The 25,359-nt window shown below is 69.4% G+C and carries 24 protein-coding genes and 1 pseudogene; 10 read left to right on the top strand and 15 right to left on the bottom strand.

Translation table 11 applies throughout. The features are described from left to right. Nucleotides 1-41: 41 nt before the first annotated feature. From AB0E69_RS08215 to AB0E69_RS08200, 4 genes are all read right to left on the bottom strand, one after another. A complete protein-coding gene (locus tag AB0E69_RS08215) occupies nucleotides 42-908 on the bottom strand; it encodes an alkaline phosphatase family protein (RefSeq protein WP_360141601.1) in 867 nt (288 codons plus the stop codon). Between the two features lie 121 nt (nucleotides 909-1,029). Beyond that, nucleotides 1,030-2,211, bottom strand: a complete 1,182-nt coding sequence (locus AB0E69_RS08210) for a hypothetical protein (protein ID WP_360141600.1) — start codon at nucleotides 2,209-2,211, stop codon at nucleotides 1,030-1,032. 29 nt (nucleotides 2,212-2,240) lie between these two features. After that, nucleotides 2,241-2,822 (bottom strand): dihydrofolate reductase family protein, encoded by a 582-nt coding sequence (locus tag AB0E69_RS08205; protein ID WP_360141597.1) that lies wholly within the window; start codon nucleotides 2,820-2,822, stop codon nucleotides 2,241-2,243. A gap of 95 nt (nucleotides 2,823-2,917) precedes the next feature. Next, nucleotides 2,918-5,674, bottom strand: coding sequence for a LuxR C-terminal-related transcriptional regulator (locus tag AB0E69_RS08200; RefSeq protein ID WP_360141594.1), 2,757 nt, complete (start codon nucleotides 5,672-5,674; stop codon nucleotides 2,918-2,920). A 150-nt stretch (nucleotides 5,675-5,824) separates the two neighbouring features. Here AB0E69_RS08200 and AB0E69_RS08195 point away from each other — a divergent pair, with 150 nt between their 5' ends. Both AB0E69_RS08195 and AB0E69_RS08190 read left to right on the top strand, forming a co-directional pair. After that, a complete protein-coding gene (locus tag AB0E69_RS08195; protein ID WP_360141591.1) occupies nucleotides 5,825-6,217 on the top strand; it encodes a DoxX family protein in 393 nt (130 codons plus the stop codon). Continuing rightward, a complete protein-coding gene (locus AB0E69_RS08190) occupies nucleotides 6,214-7,524 on the top strand; it encodes an FAD-binding oxidoreductase (RefSeq protein WP_360141588.1) in 1,311 nt (436 codons plus the stop codon). The genes AB0E69_RS08195 and AB0E69_RS08190 overlap by 4 nt, the downstream gene beginning before the upstream one ends. Here the strand turns inward: AB0E69_RS08190 and ligA are convergent. From ligA to AB0E69_RS08155, 7 genes are all read right to left on the bottom strand, one after another. Next, a complete protein-coding gene (gene ligA / locus AB0E69_RS08185) occupies nucleotides 7,516-9,501 on the bottom strand; it encodes an NAD-dependent DNA ligase LigA (RefSeq protein ID WP_360141585.1) in 1,986 nt (661 codons plus the stop codon). The genes AB0E69_RS08190 and ligA overlap by 9 nt on opposite strands. Before the next feature lie 99 nt (nucleotides 9,502-9,600). Next, the gene (locus AB0E69_RS08180) at nucleotides 9,601-10,035 is read right to left on the bottom strand and encodes a GNAT family N-acetyltransferase (protein WP_360141582.1); all 435 of its coding nucleotides are present in this window, start codon (nucleotides 10,033-10,035) and stop codon (nucleotides 9,601-9,603) included. Nucleotides 10,036-10,043: 8 nt separating this feature from the next. Continuing rightward, entirely contained in the window at nucleotides 10,044-10,664 is a 621-nt protein-coding gene (vanX, locus tag AB0E69_RS08175; RefSeq protein ID WP_360141579.1) for a D-Ala-D-Ala dipeptidase VanX, read from the bottom strand. After that, nucleotides 10,661-11,695 carry a D-alanine--(R)-lactate ligase gene (gene vanA / locus AB0E69_RS08170; protein WP_360141576.1) on the bottom strand — a complete coding sequence of 345 codons (1,035 nt, stop codon included), beginning with the start codon at nucleotides 11,693-11,695 and terminating at the stop codon, nucleotides 10,661-10,663. The genes vanX and vanA overlap by 4 nt, the downstream gene beginning before the upstream one ends. Further along, complete coding sequence (locus AB0E69_RS08165) at nucleotides 11,686-12,687, bottom strand: D-isomer specific 2-hydroxyacid dehydrogenase family protein (protein ID WP_360141573.1); 1,002 nt, start codon at nucleotides 12,685-12,687, stop codon at nucleotides 11,686-11,688. Before AB0E69_RS08165 ends, vanA begins: the two co-directional genes overlap by 10 nt. After that, nucleotides 12,684-13,817 (bottom strand): peptidoglycan bridge formation glycyltransferase FemA/FemB family protein, encoded by a 1,134-nt coding sequence (locus AB0E69_RS08160; protein WP_360141570.1) that lies wholly within the window; start codon nucleotides 13,815-13,817, stop codon nucleotides 12,684-12,686. The genes AB0E69_RS08165 and AB0E69_RS08160 overlap by 4 nt, the downstream gene beginning before the upstream one ends. Further along, nucleotides 13,814-14,434 carry a M15 family metallopeptidase gene (locus tag AB0E69_RS08155; RefSeq protein ID WP_360141567.1) on the bottom strand — a complete coding sequence of 207 codons (621 nt, stop codon included), beginning with the start codon at nucleotides 14,432-14,434 and terminating at the stop codon, nucleotides 13,814-13,816. The genes AB0E69_RS08160 and AB0E69_RS08155 overlap by 4 nt, the downstream gene beginning before the upstream one ends. 86 nt (nucleotides 14,435-14,520) lie before the next feature. Here AB0E69_RS08155 and AB0E69_RS08150 point away from each other — a divergent pair, with 86 nt between their 5' ends. The 3 genes and pseudogenes from AB0E69_RS08150 to AB0E69_RS08140 all read left to right on the top strand — a co-directional run. Continuing rightward, nucleotides 14,521-15,222, top strand: coding sequence for a response regulator transcription factor (locus AB0E69_RS08150; RefSeq protein WP_360141564.1), 702 nt, complete (start codon nucleotides 14,521-14,523; stop codon nucleotides 15,220-15,222). Next, nucleotides 15,215-16,300, top strand: coding sequence for a HAMP domain-containing sensor histidine kinase (locus AB0E69_RS08145; RefSeq protein WP_360141561.1), 1,086 nt, complete (start codon nucleotides 15,215-15,217; stop codon nucleotides 16,298-16,300). The genes AB0E69_RS08150 and AB0E69_RS08145 overlap by 8 nt, the downstream gene beginning before the upstream one ends. 178 nt (nucleotides 16,301-16,478) lie before the next feature. After that, nucleotides 16,479-16,637: pseudogene (locus AB0E69_RS08140) on the top strand (pyridine nucleotide-disulfide oxidoreductase); the annotation flags it as partial. 4 nt (nucleotides 16,638-16,641) lie between these two features. On the opposite strand, the gene AB0E69_RS08135 reads toward AB0E69_RS08140, so the two are convergent. Both AB0E69_RS08135 and AB0E69_RS08130 read right to left on the bottom strand, forming a co-directional pair. Next, complete coding sequence (locus AB0E69_RS08135; protein WP_360141558.1) at nucleotides 16,642-17,637, bottom strand: Gfo/Idh/MocA family oxidoreductase; 996 nt, start codon at nucleotides 17,635-17,637, stop codon at nucleotides 16,642-16,644. Between the two features lie 46 nt (nucleotides 17,638-17,683). Further along, on the bottom strand, nucleotides 17,684-18,442 hold the full coding sequence (locus AB0E69_RS08130) for an SDR family oxidoreductase (RefSeq protein WP_360141555.1): 759 nt from the start codon (nucleotides 18,440-18,442) through the stop codon (nucleotides 17,684-17,686). A 114-nt stretch (nucleotides 18,443-18,556) separates the two neighbouring features. Between AB0E69_RS08130 and AB0E69_RS08125 the strand changes: the two genes are divergently transcribed. After that, nucleotides 18,557-19,009, top strand: a complete 453-nt coding sequence (locus tag AB0E69_RS08125; RefSeq protein WP_360141552.1) for a hypothetical protein — start codon at nucleotides 18,557-18,559, stop codon at nucleotides 19,007-19,009. Nucleotides 19,010-19,137: 128 nt separating this feature from the next. Here the strand turns inward: AB0E69_RS08125 and AB0E69_RS08120 are convergent, their stop codons facing one another. Beyond that, nucleotides 19,138-19,341 carry a hypothetical protein gene (locus tag AB0E69_RS08120; RefSeq protein ID WP_360141549.1) on the bottom strand — a complete coding sequence of 68 codons (204 nt, stop codon included), beginning with the start codon at nucleotides 19,339-19,341 and terminating at the stop codon, nucleotides 19,138-19,140. A gap of 83 nt (nucleotides 19,342-19,424) precedes the next feature. Between AB0E69_RS08120 and AB0E69_RS08115 the strand changes: the two genes are divergently transcribed. Together AB0E69_RS08115 and AB0E69_RS08110 are read left to right on the top strand one after the other, a co-directional pair. After that, nucleotides 19,425-20,036, top strand: a complete 612-nt coding sequence (locus AB0E69_RS08115) for a TetR/AcrR family transcriptional regulator C-terminal domain-containing protein (RefSeq protein ID WP_360141546.1) — start codon at nucleotides 19,425-19,427, stop codon at nucleotides 20,034-20,036. A gap of 91 nt (nucleotides 20,037-20,127) precedes the next feature. Beyond that, nucleotides 20,128-20,373: a hypothetical protein gene (locus AB0E69_RS08110; RefSeq protein ID WP_360141543.1), complete on the top strand. Its 246-nt coding sequence runs from the start codon at nucleotides 20,128-20,130 to the stop codon at nucleotides 20,371-20,373. Between the two features lie 54 nt (nucleotides 20,374-20,427). Here the strand turns inward: AB0E69_RS08110 and AB0E69_RS08105 are convergent, their stop codons facing one another. After that, nucleotides 20,428-23,235 carry a family 20 glycosylhydrolase gene (locus tag AB0E69_RS08105; RefSeq protein ID WP_360141540.1) on the bottom strand — a complete coding sequence of 936 codons (2,808 nt, stop codon included), beginning with the start codon at nucleotides 23,233-23,235 and terminating at the stop codon, nucleotides 20,428-20,430. Nucleotides 23,236-23,495: 260 nt separating this feature from the next. Between AB0E69_RS08105 and AB0E69_RS08100 the strand changes: the two genes are divergently transcribed. Together AB0E69_RS08100 and AB0E69_RS08095 are read left to right on the top strand one after the other, a co-directional pair. Beyond that, nucleotides 23,496-24,185, top strand: coding sequence for a hypothetical protein (locus AB0E69_RS08100; protein WP_360141537.1), 690 nt, complete (start codon nucleotides 23,496-23,498; stop codon nucleotides 24,183-24,185). A gap of 113 nt (nucleotides 24,186-24,298) precedes the next feature. Then, nucleotides 24,299-25,351: a Gfo/Idh/MocA family oxidoreductase gene (locus tag AB0E69_RS08095; protein ID WP_360141534.1), complete on the top strand. Its 1,053-nt coding sequence runs from the start codon at nucleotides 24,299-24,301 to the stop codon at nucleotides 25,349-25,351. Nucleotides 25,352-25,359: the final 8 nt, after the last annotated feature.

The following is a 25,359-nucleotide window of genomic DNA, read 5'->3' as shown; positions in this document are numbered from 1 at the left end:
CTCGCGGGCACGGCCGGAGCCGTGCCCGCGAGCGGGGAGGTTCAGTTCCAGACGTTGGTGATCTCGGCGGCCGAGTTCAGGTGCGTCAGCCCGTAGGAGCTCTCGACGGTGCTCAGGACGTTGTAGTGGTTGATCTGGTTGGAGAAGGTGCCGACCTGGGTGTGCGCGCCGACGAACGCGGTGAAGATGTGGTTGGACGACCCGCCGTTGTCCTCGTCGAAGGTGATGATCAACAGGCTGTTGTGCGTCTTCGCCCAGGTCGCGTAGGCGGTCAGGTTGTTCTTCAGCCAGGTGTCACCGGTGCCGACCGAGCAGTCGTGCATGTCGTTGCACATGTTCGGCGTCACGAACGACACGGTCGGCAGGCTCGCGTAGTTGGCCGAGCTCGGGAAGACGGAGTACCGCAGGTTGCTGGTGGCCGGCACGTTGGTGAAGTTGACCCAGCCGTTGTGCTTGCGCCGGTACTCGCCGCTCGAGCAGCCGGTGTAGCCGTCGGACGGCATGCTCTCGGAGTAGCCCTTGAAGGTCTTGCCGGCGGCGATCAGCTGGCTGCCGAGGTTGCTGCCGCTGTAGGTGTGCGGGCAGCTGTCGTCGGTGACGCCCTGGGTCTTGCCCGAGAAGATCGCCAGGTAGTTGGGTTCGCTGGGGTGGGTGACGCCGTACGCCTGGCTGAACTTGGCGCCCTGGCCGGCCAGGCTGTTGAACGTCGGGGCACTGGAGCTGCCGCTGATCTGCGAGTACGCGTGGTTCTCGAACATCACCAGCACGATGTGGTCGAACACCGGCACGGCAGCGGCCTGGGATGTTGGCGCTGCTTGTGCGTCGACCGTGGTGCCGGTGATCGCGGTGGCCGAAGCGAGGACGACCGCCGCAGCCGTCAGCACGGCTGCGATGCGCTTCCGTTTCACGATTTCTCCCTCACAGGATGGGGCCCGGTCCGGGCCATCACTCATCGTGTGAGCCGACAGCCGCAGCCAGATGTTCGGGAGATGAACAATCGTGTCACGCAGAGGAACAGGACGGGTGCGGTCAGCGACTGGTGACCACCAGCGTCGGCGGATCCTCGACGGACCCTTCCAGCGCGGTGGTCTCGTAGGGCTGCGGCAGGTCCGACCGCCAGGCGAGCAGGCGGGTCCGCGAGCCCGCATCGAGCGCGATCACCAGCCAATCGCCGTCGGGGCTGAAGGCCAAACCGGGCTGCGACTTCGCAGGCAGCTCGACATCGGGTACGACGTCCAGCAGGCCGGTGTCGAAATGCAGTACGGCGACCTGCGCGGCCGAGGCGCCCTGGACGACGAGGGCGACCTTCTTGCCGTCCGGGCTGACGACGCCGCAGCAGACCGGGTTGGGGAGGATCTTCTTGCCGATCGGGCCGCCGCTGATCGCGCGGTGGTGCAGCAGGCACGGACCTTCCTGGCAGGAGGCGGTCCAGACGACCTGACCCGCGCCGGCCGCGAGCGGCGAGACCTGGTCGTCGAGACGGCCCAGGAGACGACCGGTCCGCGCGTCCACGAGAGCGAGCGCAGTCGGCGGCCCGGTCGGGTCGGACTGCATCATCCCGGTAACGGTGGTGCCGACGATCGCGGACGGGTAGAAGCCGAGCGGCAGCTGGACCCGCTTGCCGCCGCTGGCCGGCGTGATGGTCGCGTAGGGGTGCTCGACGTCGGCGGCGAACGCCACGATCCAGACGTGGTTGGCGTCGGTCAGCAGGGATTCGTTCGGACCGAGCGAGCGGACCAGGCTGACGTGACGGTCGACGCTGATCCGGAGCATCGCGTAGTGGGCGGTCTCGTCGCAGGACCGCGTGGTCGCGTACGCCGTCACCGGGTCGCCGGCGAGCACAGCGGCGTACTCACCCGGCTTCACCACCTCGGTGGCCAGCGCGGTCGCTCGCCCGCTGTCGAAGTCGACGACCCGCAGCCGCTCGCCACCGACGAGCACCTGAAGCCCGGTGCTCTCCCTGGGCGGTTCGCTGGCCACGATCGGCAGCTGCACCTCTGTCCCGCAACTCCCGGTCCCCATCGACCACGTGGGACCGGCTGGTGCCACGCTGATCGCCTCGGTCGGCGGTGGGCTCGGCTGGTGATCGGAAGCCGACACCAGCCGAAAGCCGATCAGCCCGGCCACCAGCAGCCCGAGACCGCCGACGGCAATCCGCCAGACGCGTCTCGGGCTCCCGACCTCGAGCAGCTCCTCCGGCTCCTGCTCCACCCGACCATGAAACCACCTCGCATGCTGTCTCAGCGGGGGTCGACGTGGTAGCGGAGGTGGGTGACGCCGTTGGAGGATTCGACGACGCGGTCGCGGGTGAGGTTGACCGGAGCACCGCCGAGCAGGTCGAACAAGCGGACGCCGTCGCCGAGCAGCACCGGGACCAGGTGAACCTGGAGTTCGTCGAGGAGGCCGGCGGCGAGCGCCTGCTGGGCCGCGGTGGCGCCGTGGATGCCGACCGTGAGGTCCCCGGCGACGGCCTTGGCCTGGGCGACGGCGCTCTCGATGCCGTCGGTCACGAAGGTGAAGACCTTCGGTGCCTCCGCGGGCGGCTCGTGGGTGAGGACGAAGCACGGCAGGTCACCGGCCGGACCACCGTCGCCCCAGCCGCCCTCGCCGACGCAGAAGTCGTACGAACGCCGCCCCATCAGGATCGCCCCGGCGCCGGCCACCATCTCCTGCAGCACTTCCTTGTCCTCGGCGGTCGCCGCCGGCCCCAGCCAGTCGTGCAGCACCTCGCCACCCACCCCGAGCGGGTGCTCCCGGCTGTCGTTCGGCCCGGTGACGAAACCGTCCAGCGACATCGACATCGCTGACGCAACCTTGCCCATGATGACTCCTCCATACTCGAGTCCCGCTCCCTGCGGGGTTGTCTCAAGCCTGTCGACCGGGCGACCGCGTGCCATCCGTGGTCAGCACGGATCTACTACGGAACCTTCAGCGCCAGCGTGGCCTCGCGCTCGAAGCTGGCGTCGATCCGGCCGAACGCCTCGGCGGCCGCGGTCAGGGCCTCGTGGTCGCCGGAGAGCCGGGCAGCGGCACGCGCGAGACACGCAGCAGCCCAGTCGTTCTCCGCGGCCGCCGGCGCCGCAGCGGCGAGCAGTTCCGGTACGCCTAGCAATCCAGCGACCACGGCCAACTCCGCCGCACTGGCCTGTGCGTACGGCGCCCACCAGTGCTCACCGAACTCCCCGAACGCCCGCCGCACGATCTCGTCGGCCCTGTCGTCGGCCCTGTAGTCGGCGCTCCTGGTGTCGGCGAGGTGCGTGGCGACGCGGGCCTCGGCGAAGAGGTAGGGCGCGACCAGCCAGGGCGCGTCGTCGAGGTCGTCGCAGCGGGCGGCCTCGAGGGCGCGCTGCTGCCAGGTGTCGAACAGGCCGTCGTCGCGGAGGCCGTGGACCATCGCGGCGGCGGACATCGCGGAGGCCATCCACTCGATCGGTGGGGCGCCGGCGCGTTGCCAGCGGTCCCAGAGCGCGTCGGCGTACTCGATGCAGGCGTCGAACCGGCCGGTCAGCGCGCAGACACGGATCCGCCGCGGGAGCGAGATGTACGGGTGGTCGCCGACCGGATCGTCGGGCATGCTCAGGGCCGCGAAGGCCGCGGGCAGGTCACCGACCGCGGTCGCCGTGGTGGGCGTGACGTGGAAGGCGTCGATGATCTCGGCGGCGGCGTACGGCTCGTGCCGGGGGAGTGGGCCGACGAGACGCATCCGTTCGACGGCGTACGACCGTGCGTCGCGCAGCCGGCCGCCGTTCGCGGCGGCCACGCTCAGCGCGTCGAGCGCACCCGCGATCAGGACCGGATCACCGCTGCGGCGGGCAGCATCGACGGCTTCCTGCGCGAGCTTCGGATCCGCGTCGATCCGCCGCCCGCCGCCTTCCCATGCCTTGGCGGTCGCGAGCAGCGCGGTCACCTGTGAGTCGCCGGGCCGGGCGCCGGCGAACGCGTCGGTCAGCAGTTGCTCGGTCCGCTCACTGGGTACCGCGTACAGCGTCCCCGTCGGGTACCGGTTCACCGCGATGACGGCCAGCGCCAGCATCGTCGCCCGAACGTTGCCGTCAGCAACCGCCCGGTCGGCGGCGTCGAGCAGCAGCTCCACACCGGTCTCCGCGTCCGAGATCGCCAGCGTCGCATCGGCCGCCGACCGCAGATCCAGCGCGGCCGCCACCCCGTCCTCGGCCCGCTCCGCCGCTGCCCGGTAGTGCGCCACAGACTCGACGAACTCGCGCCGGGCAAACGCCAAATGCCCCAACGCCCGCGCCAACCGATGCGCAGTCGCATCCGGCCCCGGCCCGGTGGCCCCCAACGCAGCCCGCAGGTCCGCGACCACCTCGTCGTACGGCGTCTGCCAGTCGGCGCTGTCCAGCTGGGATTCCAGGTGGGTGGCGGTGGTGGCGGCCCAGTTGAGGTAGTGGGACTGGGCGGCTGTCAGTTCGTCGGGGGTCAGTTGGTCGCGGGCGAATTCGCGGATGGTTTCCAGCAGTTGCCAGCGGGAGCCTCGGCGTACGATCAGGGTCTTGTCGGTGAGGCGGCCGAGGAGGTCGGCGACCTCGCCTCGGGTCAGGTCGGGGCTGGTGGCTGTGGCGGCGTCGAGGTCGAAGCCGCCGACGTAGATGGCGAGGCGGCGGAACAGCAGGCGCTCGTGGACGTCGAGCAGGTCGTGGCTCCAGTTGATGACCGCGGTCAGCGACCGGTGCCGGGCGTCCATGCCGCGGCCGCCGGCGAGCAGTCGGAGTCGGTCGTCGAGTGCGGCTCGCAGTCCGTCCGCTCCGAGTGAGCCGATCCGCGCCGCGGCCAGCTCGATCGCCAGCGGCATGCCGTCGAGCCGCTCGCAGATCTCGGTGAGGTCTTCGTCGGTGGCTGTGAAGGACGGATCGACGGCCCGTGCGCGATCGGCGAACAACTCGGTGGCCGCGTCCAGGGGTGGCAGAACGACAGTCGTCTCGGCCGGTACGCCGAGTCGCTCCCTGCTGGTGGCCAGAATCGTCACCTCGGGACAGGTGCGCAGCAGCCGTTCCGCCAGCTCGGCGACCTCGTCGACCAGGTGCTCGCAGTTGTCCAGCACCAGCAACCACCGCCCGGACTGCAGCTGCTCGACCAGCACCTCTTCCAGGCTCTGAGGAGGCCGCTCACTCAACCCCAGCGCGGACGCCACCGCTCGCACCACCAGCCCGCCCCGCACGGGCACCAGATCCACAAACGCACCGGACGCGCCAGCCCCACCGCCCCCGCTGCCCGCGCCGGAGGCAGCAGCTGTCGTGAGGTCGGCTGCTACTACTGCAGCCAGTCTGGTCTTTCCCATGCCGCCTGGGCCGAGGATGGTGACCAGCCGCGACCGCTCGAGGGCGTCGCGCACGGCGGACGTGTCGTGGGCGCGGCCGACGAACGTGGTGCGCGTCGCGGGGAGTCCGGTGATGGCCGGCCGGGCGCTCGCCGGCTCGGCACGGCCCGCCTGCGGCGTCGACTGGGCTGAGCCCGCGCTCGGCGTCACCTCGGCGCGCGCGGCGACGAGGTCGGCCAGCTCGCGGCGGTCGGCGACGCCGTACTTGCGGAGCAACGACGAGACGTGGCTCTCGACAGTGCGGACGGAGATGTGCAGGGCGCGGGCGATCTGTGCGTTCGACCGGTGGTCCGCCACCGCCTCGAGTACTTCGGCTTCGCGCGCTGACACCTCGTCCACGCGCCCATCATGTCCGATCCGCGGGGCGCCTGTGGGAGATCTGCGGGAGATCCGTGGGAGATCCGTGGTCGGCACGGATGTGGCTCCGTGGTCGCCGGCGGGAAGGTCGTCGCACCAGATCAACCCCCAGATCAACCCTTGGAGGTAGCGATGAGTACGACGATGACAACGCCGCGCAAGGTCCGGACGGGCACGGTGGCGCTGTGGGTGGTGCAGGTGCTGCTGGCGGCGATGTTCGTGATGGCGAGCCTGCCGAAGCTGTCCGGCGACCCGGCGATGGTCGAGCAGTTCAGGTCCATCGGCGCCGGTCAGTGGCTCCGGTACTTCGTCGGTGGCCTCGAGTTGGCCGGAGCAATCGGGCTGCTGGTCCCGCGGCTGTGCGGCCTGGCCGCGGTCGGTCTGACCGCCCTGATGGTCGGTGCGACGTTCACCAACGTGGTCGTGCTGGGCATCTCCCCGGCCATCCCGCTCGCCTTCCTGGTCGTCGCCGTGGCGATCGCCTGGTTCCGGCGGGCAGAGGTCCGAGCGGTGGTCCGGCGATGACCATCTCGGCGTTCGAAGGTCTGCTGATCCGCCCCGGCGACCCGGGCTACGACGCGGGCCGCACGGTGTGGAACGCGATGGTCGACCGTCGCCCGGCGATGATCGCCCGCTGCGCGAGTACGGCGGACGTCGTCGCGGCTCTCCGCTACGGCCGCGAGGCCGGCCTGGAGATCGGCGTCCGCTGCGGGGGCCACAGCTTCCTCGGCCTGCCGGTCGTCGAGGACGGCCTGCTGATCGATCTGTCGCCGATGAGCTCCGTCCACGTGGACCCGGCCAGCCGCCGGGCCCGCGTCGGCGGCGGCGCGTTGCTGGGCGCCCTCGACGTCGGCGCCCAGCGGTACGGCCTGGCGACCACCGCCGGCAACGTCTCCCACACCGGCGTCGGCGGGCTGACCCTTGGTGGCGGCATCGGCTGGCTGGCCCGCGCCCACGGCCTGACCTGCGACAACGTTGCGTCGTACGAGCTGGTCACTGCGGACGGCGCCGTCCTGCGCGTCAGCGACACCGAGCACCCGGAGCTCTTCTGGGCCCTGCGCGGAGGAGGTGGAGGCTTCGGCGTGGTCACCTCGTTCGAGTTCCGCCTGCACCCAGTGGGCACGCAAGCACTGACCGCCGACCTCTTCTACGACCTCGACGACGCGGGTACGGCGTTGCGCGGCTGGCGAGATCTGTTCCCCGGCACGCCGCGCCAGGCAACTCCGGTTGCCCGGGTCGGGCGCTGGGACGGCAGGCCAATGGCCAGCATCGGATATGTCTGGGTCGGCGATCCCGACGAGGGTCGCCAGTTGCTCACGCAGTACCAAAGCATCGGGAAGCCGGTGCAGCAGCGCGTTCGCGAGCTCACCTACCTGGATCTGCAGACCCAGTCGGACGACGACGAACGTCATGCCCTCCGCCGCTACTGCAAAGGCCACTACCTGCGGACGCTGCCGGACGCCGCGATCGACGCGTTCCTTGCCCAGGACAACAATCCGGGCGCACGGATGACGCTCAACGGCGGCGCGATCCTCGACGTACCCGACGCGGACACGGCGTACAGCCACCGCGATGCGCTGGTCGAGTTCACCACCGGCGACGACTGGACCGATCCGGCCGAGGACGTCGCGCGGATCGCCGCGGCGCGGGCGTACGCCGCCGGCCTCGAGCCCTACACGAGCGGCAGCTACGTCAACACGATCGCCGACGAGGACGCGACCGCCGTCCACCGCGCGTACTCACCGGCGAAGCTGACCCGCCTGCAGCAACTCAAACGCAGCTACGACCCGGACAACGTGTTCAACCGCACGCCGCTGACGCCGTCACAGTAGATCGGCTGCCTGCAACTGCGCCCAGATCTCGGACTGGTCGACGACGGCGACGCCGAGCTTCTCGGCCTTGGTCAGCTTGGACGCTCCCACGTCGGCGCCCGTGATCAGGAAGTCGGTGCTCGCCGAGACCGACGACGCGATCGTCGCCCCGGCCTTCTCGCAGAGTCGCTGGAAGGCCGGGCGGGCGACCTTCTCCCCGGACCGCGGGTTGGTGATCGAGCCGGTGACGACGACCGTCTTCCCGGCCAGCGGCGCACCGGCCGCAACCACCGGCGGCAGGTCCTCCTCGCGTACGTCGAGCGAGACGCCGGCCGCCCGGAGCCGCTCGAGCTCCGGCCGGAGCCGGGTCAGGTGCTCGATCAGCGAGGCCGCGACCTTCGGACCGATGTCCTCGACGGCAACCAGCCCGTCGACACCGGCATCGGCGACCTCTTCCAGCGAGCCGAAGCCCGCCCGGCACAACCTGGCCGCCGTGCCCTCGGAGGCCATCGGGATGGCGAGACCGATCAGGGCCCGGCGCAGGCCCACCTGCCGGCTGGCGTCGATCGACTCGATCATCCGGGCCGCCGACACCTCGCCGATCCGGTCGAACTCCAGCAGACCCTCCGCGGTCAGGTGGTAGAAGTCCGACGGGTGCTCCAGGATCCCGGCCTCGGCCAGCCGCTCGATCCAGACGCCACCGATCGCGTCGATGTCCGCGGCCGCCCGCGACGCCCAATGAATCAGCCGCCGGACGGTCTGCGCCGGACACGCCACGTTGGTGCAGAACAGCTCGCGGCTGTTCCCCTGCTCGGTCAAGGGAAATCCGCACGACGGGCACACGACCGGCGGCACGATGTCCTGCTCGGCCCCGGTCCGCTTCGACGCGTCCAGTACGCCGGCCACGAACGGGATCACATCCCCGGCCCGGCGGACCAGGACCGTGTCGCCGATCTTGATGCCGCGGGCCCGGATCACCTCCTGGTTGGCCAGCGTCGCGCGGGTCACCGTCGTCCCGCCGACGAAAACCGGCTCCAGCCACGCGACCGGCGCGATCTTGCCGGTCTTGCCCACGTCCCACCGCACCTCCAGCAGGACGGTCGTCTTCTCCTCGGCGGCGAACTTGAACGCCAGCGCACCCCGCGGCGAGCTTGACCGCGTGCCGGCCGCGGCGAAGGCGTCGCGATCGGCGAGCCGCAGTACGGCGCCGTCCAGGTCGTAGTCGAGGTCGTTGCGCTGCTGCTCGATGGTCGTGATCACGGCCTGCGCCGCGGCGGCGTCGTCACAGTGCCGCATGTCGGCGACCGTGAAGCCCATCTCCTTCAGCGCGCGCTCGAGATCGGCGTCCGCGCCGTCGCTCAGCAGGTCGAACGCCAGGAACTGCAGCCGGCGCTCGGCCACCGTCGCCGGATCCTTCGCACGCAGCGTGCCGGCCGCGGCGTTCCGCGGGTTGATCAGCGGCTTGTCCGGGTGCGCGGCGTTGTACGCGGCGAACGTCGACCGCAGCATCACCGCCTCACCACGGACCTCGACGCGGTCCGGTCCGTCGAGCTTGTCCGGGACCCCGTCGGCGAGCGCGCGCACCAGCGGTGTCACGTCGTCACCCGTCGTACCGTCACCGCGGGTGACCGCGCGGGCCAGCTGCCCGTTCTCGTACACGAGCGCGAGGGACAGGCCGTCCAGCTTCGGCATCACGACGACCGACTGACCGGGGAAGCGGCCGAAGAACGCCTCGACCTGCTCGGGGCGGGTCGCCTTCTCCAGCGACAGCATCGGCCGCGAGTGCCGGACCGGGGCGTGCAGCACGGCGGGCGCGCCCACCTGCTCCAACGGGTTCGGGTCCGGCGCGAGCTCCGGATTGGCCTCGATCAGCGACCGCAGCTCGTCCTCGATCGCGTCGTACTCCGCGTCGGCCACCGACGGCGAGCCGCGGTAGTAGGCGTCCCGCAGCACGACGATCTGATCGGCCAGTTCCTGAATCCGCTCCCCAACGTCCACGCCAGGACCTTACCTGCGCCCCCGGAGAATAGACCGCATGAACGCCCTGATCCTCCCGAACACACCAGCCACGGCCGCCGCCAACCCGCTCGAGCTCGGCTAGCCGACCTTGAGGAAGCGGGTCGAGAAGCCGGTTTGGTTGACGTAGCCGCAGCGTTCGTAGAACTTGTGCGCGGCTTCGCGGTGGTCGGCACTGTTGAGCTCGATGCGGACGCAGCCGTGGCTGGTCGCGAAGGCTTCGGCCTCCGCGACCAGGCGGGCGCCGACACCCTGCCGCCGAGCGTCCGCGGAGACGACCAGCGCGTCGATCCGGCCCCACCTGCCGTCGCGGTGCAGGAACTGACCGACGTGGACGGCAATCATCCCGAGAAGGTTGCCCTCAGCATCGGCCACGTACGCCGCATTGGTCGGATCCGCGGCGTACTCCTTCACCCGGGCCGCCGTCGCCTCGATGTCGTCCTGAGGGTAGCCGAGCTGGTCGAAGAGCTCGTTGAGCGCTGCGGCGTCGCCGGGCTGGGCGGGTCGGATCTGCATACGTACTCCTAGCTGATCGGGAAGTCGAAGTAGGTGTCGGCGTACGGCTCGTCCTTCAGCGAGTAGTGCCACCACTCGCTGGCGTACGAGCTGAAACCGGAGTCGGTCATGACGGTGCAGAGGTGCTTGCGGTTGGCGGTTGCGACCTGACCGATGCCGGGCGCGCCGTGGTGCGAGATCGGGTCCATCAGGTCGTGGTCACCACCCATGTCGGCGAGCTCACCGGTGGCCAGGTGGTACAGCGTCAGGTCGACGGTGCTGCCCCGGCTGTGCCCCGACTTGATCGCCACGTAGCCCAGCTCGAACATCTCGGACCGCTCGATGTTCGGGTAGTGCCGCAGCTTCGTCCGGTGGTCCTCCGGCTCCCGCGACCAGCGCACGAAGCAGTCGACGGCGCGCTGCGGTCGGTACCCGTCCCACAGCAGCAGCCCGAAACCGAGTGGCTCGGCCGCGGCCTGCGCCTTCTCCAGCGCGTCGCACAACGCCCGGGTGCCGACGATCCGGTTCGCCAGGTAGCCGTCCACCGGTTTGCCGGTGAAGTTGTCCCAGGTCGCGTACTTCGAGTCCCAGCGAATGCCCGACGTGACCTCGTCGACATACACGAAGTCCGACTTGAGTGCTGTCTTCACTGCTGCTTGCCAGTCAGTGTCAGTGAGATCAGCCGGTCGATCATCTCGGTCCGCGTCATGCCGGATGCGGTCATCATCCGCGGGTACCGGCTGTACGACGTCAGGCCGGGCATCGTGTTGACCTCGTTGAGAACCACCTGCCCGTCCTCCTTGAGGAACAGGTCGACCCGGGACAGTCCCCGGCACCCGAGCGCGCGGTACACGGCCTTGGCGGTCTCCTGGACGCGCGAGCGGGCCTCGGCCGGGATGTCCGCGGGCACGATGAAGGTCGCGTTGTCGGACCCCTGTTCCGGCGTGGCCTCTTGGTGGATCTTGAAGAACCCGTGCGTCAGGGCGATCCGGTCCACCTCGCCGACGACCAGGTCGGGGTCGTTGCCCAGGACGGCGCAGCCGATCTCGCTGCCGACGACCGCCTCCTCGATCAGCAGCTTGGAGTCGTACTGCCGAGCGGCCTCCAACGCGGCCGGCAGGTCCTCCGGGCTGTCGACCTTGTTGACGCCGAAGGACGAGCCGGAGCGGGCCGGCTTGACGAAGACGGGATACACGAACTGGCCGGCGTCGACTGGCTCGTCGGCCCACACGATCCAGAAGTTCGGCGTCGCGATCCCCGCGCTCCGGACGACGAGGTACGTCAGCGACTTGTCCATGCACAGCGCCGAGCTAGGGATGTCGCAGCCGACGTACGGGATGCCGGAAAGCTCGAGCAGCCCCTGGATCGAGCCGTCCTCACCGGTCTTGCCGTGCAGGACGGGTAGTACGACGTCCAGCTCGAGCGTCTCGTGCCGATCGCCGTCCAGCACGAGCAGTCCGGGCCGGCTGCTGTCCGGCGAGATCACGGCCGGGCGGCCGCGGTCCTCCCAGCCGTCGGCGGGGCCGTCGCAGAGCACCCACGCGCCGCGCTGGGTGATTCCGATCCAGTAGGGCTCGTACTTGGAGCTGTCGAGGTTGTCCGCGACCATGCGGGCGGACTTCACGGAGATCGGGTGCTCCTCGCCCCGGCCGCCGAACAGAATTCCGAGCTTCATATCCATTCCTGCTTTCTGCGTGCGAACTCGAGGCAGTTGCTGAGCGAGTTCTCGACGATGTCGCTGAGGGCCCGGTCGGTGTAGTACGCCGTGTGCGGGCTGATCAGCACGTTCGGGAGTTTGTGCAGCCGGAGCCAGCGGTCGCTCTCGATGGGGACGCTGCGGCGATCGGCGTAGAAGACGCCTTCTTCGCCTTCGAGGACGTCCAGCGCCGCACCGCCCAGGTGGCCACTCTCCAGGGCTGCGAGAAGCACCTCGGTGTCGATCAGGGCACCGCGGCCGGTGTTGACGACGAACGCGCCGGGCTTCATCGTGCCGACGCTCTCCTGGTTGAGCAGGTGGTGCGTCTCGGCGGTGAGTGGCGTGTGCAAGGTGACGAGGTCGCTGTCCCGGAGCAGCTCGTCCAGGGACACGTAGTCGGCTGATGTCCGGGGCTGAGTGTCGTACGCAAGCACCCGGCAGCCGAAGCCGCGCAGGCGATCCATCACCGCCCCGCCGATCCGCCCGGTCCCGACGACGCCGACGGTCAGGTCGCGGAGCTCCCTCCCGCGGACGTCGTTCAGCCGGTAGTCGTGCACGTCGGTGCGCTGCAGGACCGACTTGATGTCGCGCAGCAGCATCAGCATCAGCATCACCGTGTAGTCGGCGACACTGTCGGGGGAGTAGGCAACGTTCTCCACGAGGATGCCGACGCTGTCCGCGTAGTTCACGTCGAGGTGGTTGTAGCCGATGCTCCGCGTCGAGATGTACTGCACACCGGCCTGGCTGAGCGCCAGCAGCATCGGGTTCGAGATCTGGGCCTTGTGCCCGACGCTGATGCAGCGGTTGCCGGCCACCAGGGCGATGCTTTCGGCGGACACCGGCTCCGCGGTGATGGTCGGCAGTACGCCGAGGCGCGGCGCCAGTTCGCGGAACAGCAGTTCTTCGTCGGGCTCGCAGCCGAAGACGGTGATGCCGACGGGTGGTGACGTGGTGAGCCAGGTGCGGAGGTCCGTCATGAGCGGGCTCGCTTTCTCCGGGACTCGCGCAGTCGCAGGTAGAGGTTGAAGGCGCGGTACACCACCGGCTGGAGCGGCAGGTCCCACTCGCCGACGTACCGGACGGCCTCACCGCCGGTGCCGACCTTGAACTGGATCAGCCCGACGTGGGGGTCGTCCGCGTCGAGGGTGGGGGTGATGCCGCGCAGGTTGTAGACGTCGCAGCCGGCCGCCAGCGAGTCGCGGATCATCGCCCACTGGCACGCGTTCGACCCGCGGACGTCGCGCTTCTGGGTCGAGGAGGCGCCGTACACGTACCAGGCCCGCGCACCGACCCGGACCAGGATGCCGCCGGCGACCAGGTCGCCCTGGTGGCGCGCGAGGTACAGGCTGATCCGCTCGGGGTCCTCGGCGGACATCGCCGCGAACATGGTCTCGAAGTACGGGAAGCCGCGCGGCGTGAAGTGGTCCCGCTCGGCGGTGTGCACGTACAGCTCGTGGAACGCCTTCAGGTCGGTCGCGTCGACGGTCACCTCGACGCCTTCCTTGGCCGCCTTCTTGATGTTGCGCCGCCAGAGGTGGTTCATGCCGCCGAGTACGTCGTCCTCGGACCGGCCGGCGAGCGGGATCTCGAAGTTGTACTGCGGGTGCCCGGTCCCGAACCCGTCCTCCGGGTACTGCGGCAGCCAGCCCGCGTCGCGCAGCTGCCTGGTGACGCGGGCACCGACCGGGTCGACCTGGCTGGGCAGGTCAGTGAGCCGCTTGACGGCCGGGTCGGCGATGCCTTCCTTGACCTGCGCGGCGCTCCACGTGTCGGTGCGCACCGGCGGACCGAGCCGGATCGCGAACGCGCCGTGCGCCTTCAGGTACGACGCCAGCGGGTCGAGCCAGACGTCGAGGTCACCGGTCCAGTCGATGTCCGGGCCTTCGGCGAGGTAGGCCAGAGTGAAGTGGTCGATCCGCGGTACGGGCCGGTGCAGGACGAGGCCGGTCCCGAACAGCTGCCGGCCGTTGAACCAGCCGATCGACTCGCTGCGCCACTCGGACTTCACCTGGGCCCAGGCCGGTGTCTGCAGGAAGCTCACCGACCGTTGCGACTGCACTGCTGCCAGGTGCTCCGCGGCGCTGATCGGCCGGACGGTCAGGGTCACTGCTGCATCCTCGGGTCGTGGGTCGGGTCGGCGTACCGGGGTGGGCAGCCGTGCTCGATGGCGCGCGGGCGGAGCTCGTAGTGCCAGGGCTCGTTGTCGTAGATCTGGCAGAGGCCGTACCTCGCGCCGTGCTTGGCCAGCCAGGCCGCGGCCGCCTTCCCGATGTCGATCGCCTGGCCGGCGACGTGCGGCGAAGTGTCCGGGGTCGCCACCCACCGCGCGGCTTCCGCCCGCGAGCCGTACTTCGAGATCGCCTGGTCGAGCAGCTGCTCCTGATACGCGCGCGAGCGCCAGCCGCTGTTCACGACGAACTCGACGCCGTTGCCTTTGGCATCCTTCGCGGCCGCGCGCAGGGCGGTGAGGAGGCCGGCGTCGAGGTTCGCGACCGCGGGGATCTCGTCGTCGAAGACCGTCGTACCGTCGGGGACATAGCCGTCGTCGGTGCCGAGCGCGCCGTGGCTGGTGGTGCTGGTGGGACCGGACGACGACGGGGTGAAGGACGTCAGCGACTGCTGCACGAAGACGGCGACGAGCGCAACATTGGCGACCACGAAGGCCGCGCGGAAGGCCCACTTGGTCCGGCGGCCCGCGGTGCGGACCGGTTCGGTGGCTGACATGCTTCCAGTGAAGAGAAGACGATGTTGCCGGCGTGTATCCGGTTTTGGATATACGGACGATAAGTTCGACCTCGTACCATTGCATGGTGCGGGTTTTGATCGTCGAGGACGAGCCGGAGATGGCGGCCGCCATCCGCGACGGTCTGCGGCTGGAGGCGATCGCGGCCGATATCGCCGGTGACGGCGGTACGGCGCTGGAGCTGCTGAGCCTGAACGAGTACGACATCGCCGTCCTCGACCGGGACATTCCGGGGCCGTCCGGCGACGAGATCGCCCGCCGGATCGTTGCCTCCGGCAGCAGAATGCCGATCCTGATGCTGACCGCGCTCGACCGGCTCGACGACAAGGCCTCCGGCTTCGAGCTCGGTGCCGACGACTACCTGACCAAGCCGTTCGAGCTCCGCGAGCTGGTGCTCCGGCTGCGGGCGCTCGACCGCCGGCGGGTCCACCACCGGCCGCCGGTGCGGGAGATCGCCGGGCTGCGGCTGGACCCGTTCCGGCGGGAGGTGTACCGCGACGGGCGGTACGTCGCGCTCACGCGGAAGCAGTTCGCCGTACTCGAGGTGCTGGTCGCGGCCGAGGGCGGGATCGTGAGCGCCGAGGAGCTGCTGGCGCGGGCCTGGGACGAGAACGCCGATCCGTTCACGAACGCGGCCCGGATCACCGTCTCGTCGCTGCGCAAGCGGCTCGGCGAGCCCTGGATCATCGCCACCGTGACCGGCGTCGGCTACCGGATCGACGCCGGGCAGGAGAGCAAGCCGGAGAGTGGGCCGGACGGCGATGGATAGGGAACCGGGTCCGAGTGCCCGGCTCAAGCTCACGCTCAGTTACACCGGCTTCCTGATGCTCGCCGGCACGGTGCTGCTGGTGGCGATCGGTATCTTCCTGCTGCGGTACCAGACGCTGGCGCAGCAGACCATGCGGGTGGTGATCGCGCCGTCAGGCCCGAGCCTGATCAAGGCCTTCGCGCCGATCGCGGCCGGGATCATGCTCTTCCTGCTGGTGTTCGGCCTGGTCGGCGGGTGGCTGCTCGCCGGCCGGATGCTCGCTCCGCTGAACCGGATCACCGCCGCGACCCGGCTGGCCGCGACCGGGTCGCTGTCGCACCGGATCCGGCTGCCGGGCCGCACGGACGAGTTCCGCGAGCTCGCCGACGCCTTCGACAGCATGGTCGCCCGGCTCGAGGCGCACGTCGCCGAGCAGGGTCGTTTCGCCGCCAACGCCTCCCACGAGCTGCGGACGCCGCTGGCGATCACGCAGACGATGCTCGAAGTGGCCCGCAACAGCCAGGACCGCGACGACGACCTGGTCGAGCGCCTGCACGCCGTCAATGTTCGAGCCATCGACCTCACCGAGGCGCTGCTCCTGCTCACCCGCGTCGACCGGCGTGCCTTCACCCGGGAACACGTGGATCTGTCCTTGCTGGCGGAAGAAGCGACCGAAAATCTCCTCCCGCTGGCCGAGAAACGCGGCGTCACCATCGAAACTGCCGGTGACGTTGCCGCCACCACCGGGTCTCGCGCGCTGCTGCTGCAGCTGACCACGAACCTCGTCCAGAACGCGATCGTGCACAACCTGCCGGAGCAGGGCACGGTGCTGGTCACGACCGCGGCCGAACCGAGGACCGTCACGCTGACCGTCGAGAACACCGGCGAGCAACTCGCCCCGGAGTTGGTGGCCACCCTGACCGAGCCCTTCCAGCGCGGCGGCGACCGCGTCCGGGCCACTGACCACGCCGGCGTCGGCCTGGGCTTGGCCATCGTCAATAGCATCACCCAGGCCCACGACGGCACCCTCACGCTCACCCCCCGCCCAGGCGGCGGACTCTGCGCAAAGGTCCGCCTGGCCGCCGCGCCGGGGCAGTAGAGGCAGGCTCAGGTCCGGGTGCGGCTGTAGTGGCCCGGGGTTGTGCCAGTGGCAGCTCGGAAGGCGCGGGTGAAGGCGGAGCCCGGCGTACGGATCGTGTGCTTCGGGGCTGCGGGGCAGCAGGACTGCCTGCCCGGCGGACAGCCGGAGCGTCCGATCAGGCAACTCGCGCACCGACGAGATCCTCGGCGCCGCGCTGCTCGGCGTCGACGCGCAGGAGCTGATCAACACGGTCGCCCTCGCCATGCGGTACCACATCACCGCCACCGAGCTCCGCGACTCGATCTACACCCACCCGTCGTCCACCGAAGCCTTCAGCGACGTCCTCGCCCAATAGCCCGTCAGCAGCTCACGGCCCGCCCGGTGGTGATCGCGTCCTCGATCGCGCAGATGGTTCGGGTCACCAGTACGCCGTGATCGATGTCCGGACCAAGGTCGCCGCCGTCGACGAGGCCGGCGGCGAAGTCCTGGACCATCCAGACGGCCGGGCCGACCTGGGAGCGGCCGATCCGTCCGCCGACCGGCCACGCCGAGCGCAACTTGTCGCTCACCACGGTCAGGCCTTGGTGGGACAGGTCGGCGGTCACCGAACCCTCGGTGCCGACCACCTGGAAGCGGAAGTCGACGATGCCGTCACCGGCGTCCGGCAGCGTCCAGGCGGAGGAGAGCGACGCGGTCGATCCGTCGTCGAGGGTGATCAGCGCATGGACCACGTCCCAGGTGTCGATGCCGCGTTTCGCGAGCACGCCCCGCGATCCCACCGCGCTGACCGAGACGGGCTTCGTGCCGGTCAGCCAGAGGATGAGGTCGACGGTGTGCGGCATCAGGAACCAGGCCGGCGACGACTTCGCCGCCCAGGAGAGCATGGTGGTCGGGACGAAGTACGAGTTGCTCAGCGTGGCCGACGCGGTGATCGGCTCGCCGAGGGTGGCCATCGCGGCCTTGGCCTGGACGACGTGCGGGTTCCACCGGTTCTCGAAGCCGACGAGGCAGCGCACGTTGGCTCGGTGGACCGCTGCGGCAATCGCTTCGGCGTCGTCGAGCGTGGTGGCGACAGGTTTCTCGATCAACAGGTGCTTGCCGGCGTCGGCGACGTCGACCGCGATCTCACGGTGCGCGAAGTCTGGCGTCGCCACGATCACCGCGTCCGGGTTGTGGGCCTCGAGCAGCTCGGTGTGTGATGCGGTGACGGGCAGACCGGTCGCGTCTCGGGCGTCGTCGGCCACCTTGGGCGAGGGCTCGGCGAAGCCGACTACCTCGACGTCCGGCTGTCCCTGCAGCGCCTCGGCGAACAGCCGGCCGCGGAGACCGGCGCCGACGATCCCGATCGTTACCATGAGCAACCTTTCGGAGCAGGGTTCAGGGCGGGGTTGGGCGCGGGGCTCAGAAGAGGGTGAAGCCGCCGTCGACGGTGACGATTGAGCCGGTCATGAAGCTGGACGCGTCGCTGGCGAGGAAGATCGCGACCGGTCCGAGCTCCGGCGGCAGTCCGTACCGCTTCATCGCGGCCGGATCCACGCACCACTCCTTGAACTCCGGCTGGTCGACCGGCGACATCTCGGTCAGGAAGTAGCCCGGCGCCATCGCGTTTACGCGGATCCCGTGCGGCGCCCACTCGGCCGCCAGCGCCTTGGTCAGCTGGTGGACGGCAGCCTTCGACGATAGGTATGACGCCTGCCACCGCGGCTGGTTGACGATCTCGGCCGACATCGACCCGACGTTGACGATCGTGCCGCCGCCGCGCTCGGCCATCCGGCGTCCGACCGCGCGGCTGCAGTACCAGACGCCGTCCACGTTGACCGAGAACACCTCGTGCCAGGCGGTGTCCGGCGTCTCGAACGCGCGGCCCGCGACGCCGATTCCGGCGTTGTTCAGCAGTACGTCGATCTCGCCGAACTCGGTGCTGACCTGCTCGACCGCGCGCTCGACGTCGTCCACGTCCGACACCTCGAGCTGGACGCCGTACGCGCGGATGCCGAGCTCGGTCAGCTCCTTGGCGGCGGCCTCGGCCGCTGCGAGTGTCCGCGCGCTGACGGCGACGGCCGCCCCCGCGTCGCCGAGGGCTTCGGCCATCGCGCGCCCGAGCCCACGGTTGCCGCCGGTGACGAGAGCGACCTTGCCCTCGAGAGAGAACTTCTGCATCGCGTTCATGGTGGCCCTTCTGCTGTGACGACCAGGGTGTTCGACTGGCGTGAGCGGCGGAGGCGCGCCGGACAGTAGAGGTAGTTGAACCCCTGAAGAAACGGAAAAGCAATCATGTCCACGATTCATCTCACTGCCACGACCACCGCGACGCCCGAGCAGTTCATTGCCGGGCTCACCGACTTCGGACCGGGCCGGTCCGACCTCTTCCCGAACAGCACCGACGCCAACCTCACGGTGCACTCCCAGAGCCCCGGTCACGCCGACGTCACCGAAGGCTCGAGCGGCATCTGGGAGCGCCTGAGCTACGACTGGTCGGACCCGGAACGCGTCGTCCTCACGACCATCGACTCCAACCTCTGGGGCGGCGCCTCCGGCCACACCTACACCTTCAACCAGCTGCCCGACGGCCGCACCCAGATCAACGCCGTCGTAGTCCGAGACGGCAAGAACCTCAAGGGCCGCCTACTGGCAGTAGCCCTGGGCCTCGTCGGCAAAGCCTTCCTCGGCAAAGCCTTCACCCGCACCATCAAGTCCATCGAAGCCCGCAATCAGCCGACGAGCTGAACAGCAGGACTATTTACGCCTGGGGGTGGGGCGCGGTGGACCTTGGATCGTCGTCACGGTGGGGGTGTTCGGGCCGTACTGACCGGCACGGCCCGAACACGCCGCGGACCCGGCGTGCCTGCCTGGTGTCAGGCGCGGCGGGGGTCGGTGCCGGCTTCCTTGACGACGCGGTCGCCGACGGCCACCTCGTCCCACACGTTCCGGGGGACGCGGACCTTCTCCACGCTGCCGCCGTCGAGCTCGACCTTGAGCCGGCGGTACATGTTCGAGCCGTCCATCAGGCCCCGCGACTTCTTGACCACGGTGCCGGCCCAGACGTCCTTGTCGCTCATCCGTGTCACTCCTTGAACACTGTCGGTCACGTCGCCGGAAGCTTATCATCGATAAGTTTCAGTGCAGGCGGTACCGTGCGTGGGTGCCTCAGCAGCGTCGGACGGATCGGCGGGCCATCGTGGCCGCGTCCATCGAGGTACTCGACGAACGCGGCCTGGACGGTCTCTCGCTGCACGCCGTCGCGGCGCGGCTGGGCGTGCGGCAGCCGGCGCTCTACCACCACTTCCGGGACAAGCAGGAGGTGCTCGCCGCGGTGGCGGCCGAGGTGCTCGATCGTTGGCACACCGAACGATTGCCGGAGCCGGGCGAGGGCTGGCGCGACTTCCTCGACCGCAATGCGCACAGTCTGCGCCGCGCGATGCTCGCCGTACGGGACGGCGCCCGGCTGCTGGCCACTGCCGGCCCGCGCGGCCCGGCGCTCGACCATGCGATCGCTCAGGTGACGTTCCTGGAAGGCCACGGCTTCAGCGGTACGGACGCGGTCCTCGCCTTCATCGCAGTGTCCCGCTACACCATCGGCGCGACCCTCGAGCAGCAAGCATCCCGCGACGGCAGCGCCATCCTCTGGCCACCCGACCCGTCACCCGAAGCCGCCCACCTCGCCCAGATCGCCGAAGCCGTCGCCACCCTAGGCCCAGACCACGAGTTCACCACCGGCCTCACCGCCCTACTCAACGGCCTTCATCCGTCCTAGCCACAGCACCTGCAGCTGGGTCGAATGGATTGAGAGGAGGACGGCACCTCGATAGAAATCTGGGCATTCCTTCCAGAGAAACGAGATGCCTATGCGAGTTCGTGGAACCGTCGTCGCGGCTGCCGTGGGGGTTGCGATCGCGGCTGCCGTACCGGCGACGGCGTCGGCGAGTGTCGAGACCAACGTGACGCTCGGGCCGTACCCGACCCAGGCGAAATGTGAAGAGATCCGGTACGGCTGGGACAACCAAGGCGGTGTCAGCCACCCGTGCTTCGCGGTGCCGCTCGGTGAACCACCGTATTTCATCTTTCAGTGGTACTTCCACGGCGCCTATTGAGTTGACGACGGCCCTGCGTATCGTGCGCAGGGCCGTCGTTTCAGGTGATGGTTGTCAGAGGCCGGTGCACTGGCCGGACTTGGGGCCGGAGACTGTGTTGGGGCGGCCGGCGTTGGTGGGGGTGGGGGAGTTGCCTGCGCAGGAAAGCGGTCCGTTGATGCGGTTGCCGGAGACGACTGTCGAGCCCGTGTCGTTCTGCAGCGAGACCGGACCGCTCACTGTCGTACCAGCGCAGGCACCGTTTGCGTTGCCGAGCCAGACGCGGGTCTTGCCCGTCACCGTCACCGGGCCGGACACCATCGAGCCGCACAACACGAGGGTTCCTGCCCCGGATGCCGACACCGGTCCGCGGAAGGTTGAGCCGGACGCGTAGATCCCGGCACCGGCCGATACCGTGACAGGTCCGGAGATCGTCGCGCCGTTGAGGCACGCGACGCCCGAGGACACGGTCATCGGACCCTGGTGCGTGCCGGTCAGCATCGTCGTACAGGCGGGTACGCCGGTGGCGACGTACGGCACGACCCAGCTCTGGCCTTGGCGGGTGTAGGTGACCGACCCGTGGTAGACGCCGTCGACCGGGTAGGTGTGGCTCCCGCCGACGGTCATCAGGCTTCTGCCCTGGCGCTGGCTCGTCACGTAGTCGCGCGCCGCGATCGTGGCGGCCTCGGCCGGGGATCCGTCGCCCCAGTCGATCGTCGCGGTGAACTCGCCCGGTGGAAGCGAGCCGGCGGCCAGCCGTCCGAGCGGCGCGTTCGTGAGGGTCCTGTCGACGCCGAAGCGCGCGATCGTGCCCATCGCCTCCGGCGTCCAGGCGCCCTGAGAGATCGAGCCGTAGTTCACGTTCGCGAACGCCCAGCGCGCCCCGGCGACGCCGAGCCGTGCGCGGTACGCGTCGTAGTCCTGGGTCAGGACCTTCGGGGACCACGCCTTCTCCAGGATCCCGGCCAGGCGTGGGAAGACCATGAACTCGTTGCCGGCCAGTCCACGCATCTGCTCGCCCCAGATCGGCGCCTCGATGCCGATGATGTCCGCGGCTTTCGGGCCGCCGTACGCCGGTTGCGCCCAGACGGAGCGGTACTTCTCGTAGACCCACTCCGGGTCCCACCCGTACGCCTTGTCGAGCTCGGTGCGCGGCGTGCGGCCGGGAGAGCCGTCGTACCCGAAGTCGAGGTACGCGTTCCACTCCGGGGTGGTGACGACGGCGCGACCCTGGTTGAACCACTCGGGCTTGATCAGCGGTGGGCCGCCGCCGGTGTAGTCCGACCAGTAGTGGTTGATCGAGGTCGAGCCCGGTGCATAGCCCTCGAGCGCCGGGTTCCAGCCCATCATCCGCTTGCCGTTGGCGTTGACGATGCTCTCCATCTGGCCGACCCACCACTTGTAGTCCTCGTGCGGCATGCCGATAGCTTCGTCGCCGCCGATGTGGATGATCGGCGCCGGGGAGATCGCGGCGAGCTGGGCGATGGCGGCGCGCCAGAAGTCGAGAGCGCGGCCGCTCGCCGGGTCGAGCGGGTTGGTGCAGAAGCGGTCCGTCTGGGTCTGGCCCTGGCAGCCCATCACCGCGACGCCGCCGAGGGACCTGACCGCGGCCGTGGCGTGGGCCGGGCCTTCCAGTTCGGGCACGATCTCGATGAACCGGTCAGCGGCGTACTTCACCAGGCCCTTGAAGTCCTCCTGCGTGTAGAAGCCGGCGATGCAGGCCGTTCCGTTGCAGCCGGTGCCGTCGAGGGCCGGGTAATCCTTGATCTCCAGGCGCCAGGACTGGGAGTCGCTGAGGTGCAGGTGCAAGCGGTCGCCTTTGAGCGCAGCGAGCTGGTCGATCATGGACCGGATCTCGGCGACGCTGAGGAAGTTGCGGGCCGGGTCGAGTTGCAGACCGCGGTGCGGGTAGCGCGGGTAGTCGAGGACGGAGATCGGCTGGACGCTCCACGGCCCGACGCCGGTGCCGGTCGAGTTGATTGCTGCTGGCAACAGCTGCCGGAGGCTCTCGGCGCCGTTGAACAGGCCGTGCGCCTGCGGGGCGACGATCTTGACGCCTGCGGCCGAGACGGTGAGTGCGTAGCCTTCGGCTGTCTTGTCTGCCGGGATGCCGGGAACCGCTCCCGTGCTCAGGGCGATGTCGGCGGCTGTCGCCGTACCTGTCACCACCGGCAGGACGAAACCGGTTGCCGGGCGCAAATAGCCGGCGATCACCTCAGCTGTGCCCGTCAGGGCTGAATCGGAGACGACGATCCGGGACGTGCTGGTGAGCTCCCAGGGCTGGCCGCTGCCGGGTGTCTGCTTCACCGGGACCGGGATGATCTGCCCGACCACCGCCGCCGGCTTCGGGCCGGACCAGAGCTCGAACTCGTTGAGGGTGTACCCAACGGTCGATGTCGTCGTGAGCCCTTGCATCCGGACACACGCGACCGGGTCCCGCTGGTCGATCACCTGGGAATCCTTGTCGGCCGGATTCACCACGTGCTTGACCGTCGACCAGGTCTCACAGTCGGTCGAGACCTGCAGGTCGTACTCCGTCGGCTTGGCCGGCGAGGTCCACCGGCTGAACACCTCGTACACCGGCGTCGGGGTCGCAAGCCGCACCTGGAACCAGTCCTGACTCGGGTCGTAGCCACCGCCGACCGACGCGTAGTTGGAGGTCCAGCCGTTGTGGACGAACACGTCGATGGCATTGGCGGGCGCGTACGTCAGGGCGGGCGCGGTCATCCGCTGCGACTTCGCGGACGCGACCGCGCCGGGTAGCAGCGACAGGTTCACGCTCTCGGACGCCTCGGCGGAGGTTGCCGAGGTGCCGGCGGCAGTCGGCACGACGGCCAGCGGCACGAGGACCGCGGCGACCAGCGACAGGATCGGAATTCTCACGTCACTCCTTGCCGGTGATGGGCGGATCACGCGGGCCGGTGAGGGCGCCGTACTGCGATCCTCCCCCAACCCGCCGAGAACACACCTCGGCCGCCCGGCCCGGATCATCCCGCGACGGTGAAATCAGTTACCGCAACGTCCCGAAGGATATTGCAACAACCTGCAGAAAGCGGCTTTCGGATTGACTACTCCGCGGCCAGAAACGAATCTTCAAGCTGATCAGAATCGCCTTCGGGAGGGAAATCATCGTGCGCCACCATGTGATCGCCGCGCTGGCCGCAACAGCACTGGCCGGGTTGGCCGGACTTCAGGCCGCGCCCAGTAGTGCGGCACCGGAGCCGGCGCCACGACCGGCTCTGCACAACGTCGAGATCTCGCTGAGCGTCGACGGGAGGATCAGCACCCGGGTCGACGGCAAGGCGGACACCCAGGTCGCCGAGAAGGCCGCGCCGGGCAAGGTGCTGACCACCTACTACACCGGCTGGAAGTTCCAGAACAAGCAGATCTGTCAAGACAACAACATCGGCAGCATGTGGCCGATCGAGGCAGCCGGCAACGCCTTCGAATCGGGCACGCTCAATCCGGTGCTGACCTACGTCGGCCCGGGCGCGAACTGTCCGGCGAGCATTCCGCTCTACCAGACGATTCACTACTCGGTCTACAACGCCGCCGACAACCGATGCTCCAAGGCGAGCGGCAAGCGCACCGGAAGTGCCCCGGAGATCTGGGCCACCGAGGTTTACATCGAGATGAACAACTATTACGCCAGCTGTAAATCCTCGAACCAGCACCTGGCGAATCACGTCTCCAGAATTACCGGCATCGTCCTCGGGCTGGCCGAATTCACCGAGACCGCCGGCAATGCGTACATCATGAATACCGCCAACGCCAATACCTACAGCTACGCCGGCACCGGGGACCGGAACAACCTCTACTACCTCTACAACTGACCGTCACGGGGTTCGGCCCGGCGGCGCCCGGCGACTCGCAGCAGGTTGGCAAGCGCTTGCCAACCTGCATAGGGTGAGGGGAGTCGAAGCGTTGCCGAGTCGGAGGAGTACGGGTGACTTCCACGCACGCTGTCAGGTTCGCGGCCGTCGGGCTTGATCACGCACACATCTTCGGTCAGATCGCGGGCCTGGTCGCGGCCGGCGCCGAGTTCGCCGGGATGGCGACCGACGAGCCGGAGGTGGCGATCGCGGCCCGGGTCCGGGAGCAGTACCCCGACGTCCCGGTGGCCGCGAGTCCGGATGAGCTGATCGGGCAGGACGGGATCGACCTGATCGTGACCGCCGCCGTACCGGACCGCCGCGGGCCGATCGCCGTCGCCGCGCTCAACGCCGGCAAGGACGTCGTCACCGACAAGCCGGGCTGCGTGAGTCTCGAGCAGCTGGCGGAGATCGAGAAGGCGGTCGGCCAGAGCGGACGGTTCTGGTCGGTGACGTTCTCCGAGCGGTTCGAGGTGCCGAGCGTGATCAAGGCCGGCGAGCTGGTCCGCGCGGGCAAGATCGGGACCGTGGTCCAGACGCTCGGCCTCGGGCCGCACCGCATCGGCGATCGGGCGCACCTCGGCGGTGGCGCCGGCCGGCCGGACTGGTTCTACGACAAGAGCAGGTACGGCGGGATCCTCACCGATATCGCGTCGCACCAGATCGACCAGTTCCTGTGGCTGACCGGCGCGCGGACGGCGGAGGTCGTGACGAGCACAGTCGGCAACTTCGGCAACCCGGACGAGCCGGGTCTGCAGGACTTCGGCGAGATCCTGCTGCGCAGCGAGAACGCGCAGGGCTACATCAGGGTCGACTGGTACACGCCGGCCGGGCTGGGGACCTGGGGTGACGGCCGGTTGATGATTCTCGGCACGGACGGCTACATCGAGCTCCGCAAGTACGTCGACATCGCCGGACGGGACGGCGGCGACCACTTGTTCCTGGTGAACCAGGAGGGCACGCAGTACATCGACTGCTCGGACGTGACGACGTCGTACTACGCCGACCTGATCCGCGACGTCCAGGAGCGGACGACGACGGCCGCGCCGCAGGAGCACACCTTCGAGACCATGCGGCTGGCCCTGACCGCCCAGCAGCAGGCAACGGTCCGCGGAGCCGCGTCGTAGCGCCGAAC

This window comes from Kribbella sp. NPDC026611 (assembly GCF_040638345.1).
Classification (GTDB): domain Bacteria; phylum Actinomycetota; class Actinomycetes; order Propionibacteriales; family Kribbellaceae; genus Kribbella.
This window is presented reverse-complemented; position numbering and strand designations above follow the sequence as displayed.